This window comes from Pseudomonas sp. 008, assembly GCF_016861935.1.
Taxonomy (GTDB): Bacteria; Pseudomonadota; Gammaproteobacteria; order Pseudomonadales; family Pseudomonadaceae; genus Aquipseudomonas.
This window is the reverse complement of the sequence record NZ_BOMA01000040.1, coordinates 1-2,486: the sequence shown is the minus strand read 5'-3', so window position 1 is coordinate 2,486 and position 2,486 is coordinate 1. Positions and strand designations below refer to the sequence as shown.

The following is a 2,486-nucleotide window of genomic DNA, read 5'->3' as shown; positions in this document are numbered from 1 at the left end:
TTATGGGCATTCCGGGTTGAACATGGGGTGCGACCCGAAGGAGATCGTCCAGGATGGCGTGGACAAGGACAGCGCCAAAGATGGCGTGGACATCCTTATCCAGGCCAAACCCGGCAGCGGCACCGACCGCCCCTACGAAAACATCGCCGTGGGCGATGTGATCACGGTGAGCTGGGGCGGCCAGTTGGTGCTGTCCGATCCCGTCACCCAGGCGCAGATCGATGACCCGCTGAACAACCCGATCAAGGTCCACATCGACGAAGCCACCATCCTCAAGGCCGGCGACTCCGGCCTCGAAGGCCTGGCCGTCACCTTCATGGTCCGCGACCGGGTGTACAACCAGTCCGAAGACTGGTGCAAGGAAACGCGCATCGTCGTCGACACCGGTAACTCGCGGCTGGAGGCGCCCATCCTCAAACAAGCCGACGGCGACATCCTCGACCTCAAGAAGCTGGGTAGAGATGAACCGCTGCTTCTGCAGGTCTGGGCAGCGTCGGCTGAGTTCAAAAAGGACGACGTCATCATCATGAACCTCACGGGCATCACCCTGGACGGTGACGCCATCGACCTCAAGGTGCGCCAGTCCATCGATAAAACCCCGCCCACGTTGGTCGAAGTGCTCCTGTCCAACCCCGCTGCCCGTGCCCTGGCAAAAACCCAGGCAAGGTTTTCCTACGAACTGGAACGCGACGGCAAGATCATCCAGAACTCCAAAGGCCGCTTCATCCACTTCATCGGCGAACTCCAACGCCTGGCGGCGCCCATCGCGCTGGACGAACAAAGCGGCGCGCTCGAACCTGACCTGCAGAGCGTGCGCATTCGCATTCCGTTTGACCCACTTATCCTGGAAGGCATGGCGATCGAGCTCAAATGGTTCGGCAAACGACCGGATGGCGGCACCTATGAGCCGGAACTGAAGTGGTTCTTGCCGAGTCGTGAGGAAGCCGATGATCCCAACGGCTTCATCATCACCGTCGAGGGCAAACACCTCAAACTCCTCGAAGGCGGTACGCTGGAGCTGTGGTACATCCTGCTCTCGGAAGACGGCGACGAGATCGTCAGGCGTGAATCCCTGCATGCCGCGCCATTGAACGTCGGCGAGCCGAAGTTCGAGCTGGTCGAACCCGGCGTCCTCGGCGAGAAGGACGGCACGCTGGAACCCAAGGATTTGCCTGGCGGCGTCAGCAAGGTCACCTGCCCCAACCCGGTCAACAATCCAACCAAGGCCAAGGACAAAGTCACCTGGCAACTGCGCGATGCTGCCGGCAACCTGCTCTTCGAGGATTTCAAGACCCTCAATTCACTGAACGCCGGCAAGCCGGTGGACTTCTCGCTTAACGCCGCGTTTGTTTTGCAATACTTCGAAGCGCATCGCGGTGAAGCGCTGAGCGTCAGCTACACAATCTGGCGGGCCGCGACGAACGAGACCAGTTATTCGAATCCGTTGGCGTTTGTGGTCGGCGGTGCGCCCGCCCTCTCAGTGGACACGTCCCCACTCAGTCTCTCCGGGAACAACATTTCCATCGCGGGCTCAGGGCTCAATTGGATCTTCACCGGTCATGACCCTGTCGGCACCTCGGCCCATCGGCCAGCAACGGGCGGCCACCCACCATATACCTACACTGCTATTGATCCTCTGATAGCTTCGACTAATAGCGCCACGGGAACGATCCGCAGCGAAGGGAATGGCACGACTGAGGTCATCGTAACAGACGACGCGGGTCAGTCTCTGAGCATCAAGGTTACCACCGCCAATGTCACCCGAATCCTTTACAACCCGACCCCCCTTGATCGTTCTGGAGCCGACGCTTGGATCCGCAGTGTAGGAGGTTTTAAATTAGACGGTTCCATTGCCCAATACCGATGGGTCAGGGATTTAATGCTTCTCAAGTTTACGCCCCCCGAAACTGTCACATACGGAGGCGGCTCCGGCATACACGAGGTAACGTATGGCCTTTTCATTTCGGGCGTACCTTTTGCCCATCCCGACAATATTTGGAATTTCTTTGCTCAAGACACCAATTCCCCGCGCCACATATTATGTCAGCTGAATGGCGGGACCTTTGAGGGTTGATACGAAAAACGTTATCCACCTCATCCGCTTTCCCGTTAGGGAAAGCGGATGAGGCTTGCTCCTAAAGCTGGCGTTTTTTCGATGAAAAAAGCCTAGTACACGAGACTATGGGAAGGGGTATCGCCTGCCGAGGAAGGTAAACCCCCGTTCAATACGAGTTCACCGTCAGTGCGGATCCGAATCAGAGATAATTTGACCAGTTGAAAATTGCACCAACAAAACGGCCTTTAAAGGCCGTTTTGTTATGGGCACTGCTCACCCCACACGAGCCGACCGCTGGTCTGGAAACTGCGTCTACCTGTTATTTCTGACAGTAGCCAACCCTCCCGCTTCAGGCCTTAAATCACTCCATCGCCCTACCCCGGCCGGAGTGCCCTCCCATGCTCGTTCAAGCCCTGAAAAACCTCAGCCC

Annotated in this window: 1 pseudogene; it reads left to right on the top strand. The window is 57.8% G+C overall.

The features are described from left to right. Positions 1 to 2,074: pseudogene (locus tag JUI81_RS31575) on the top strand (hypothetical protein); the annotation flags it as partial. Between the last annotated feature and the right edge of the window lie 412 nt (positions 2,075 to 2,486).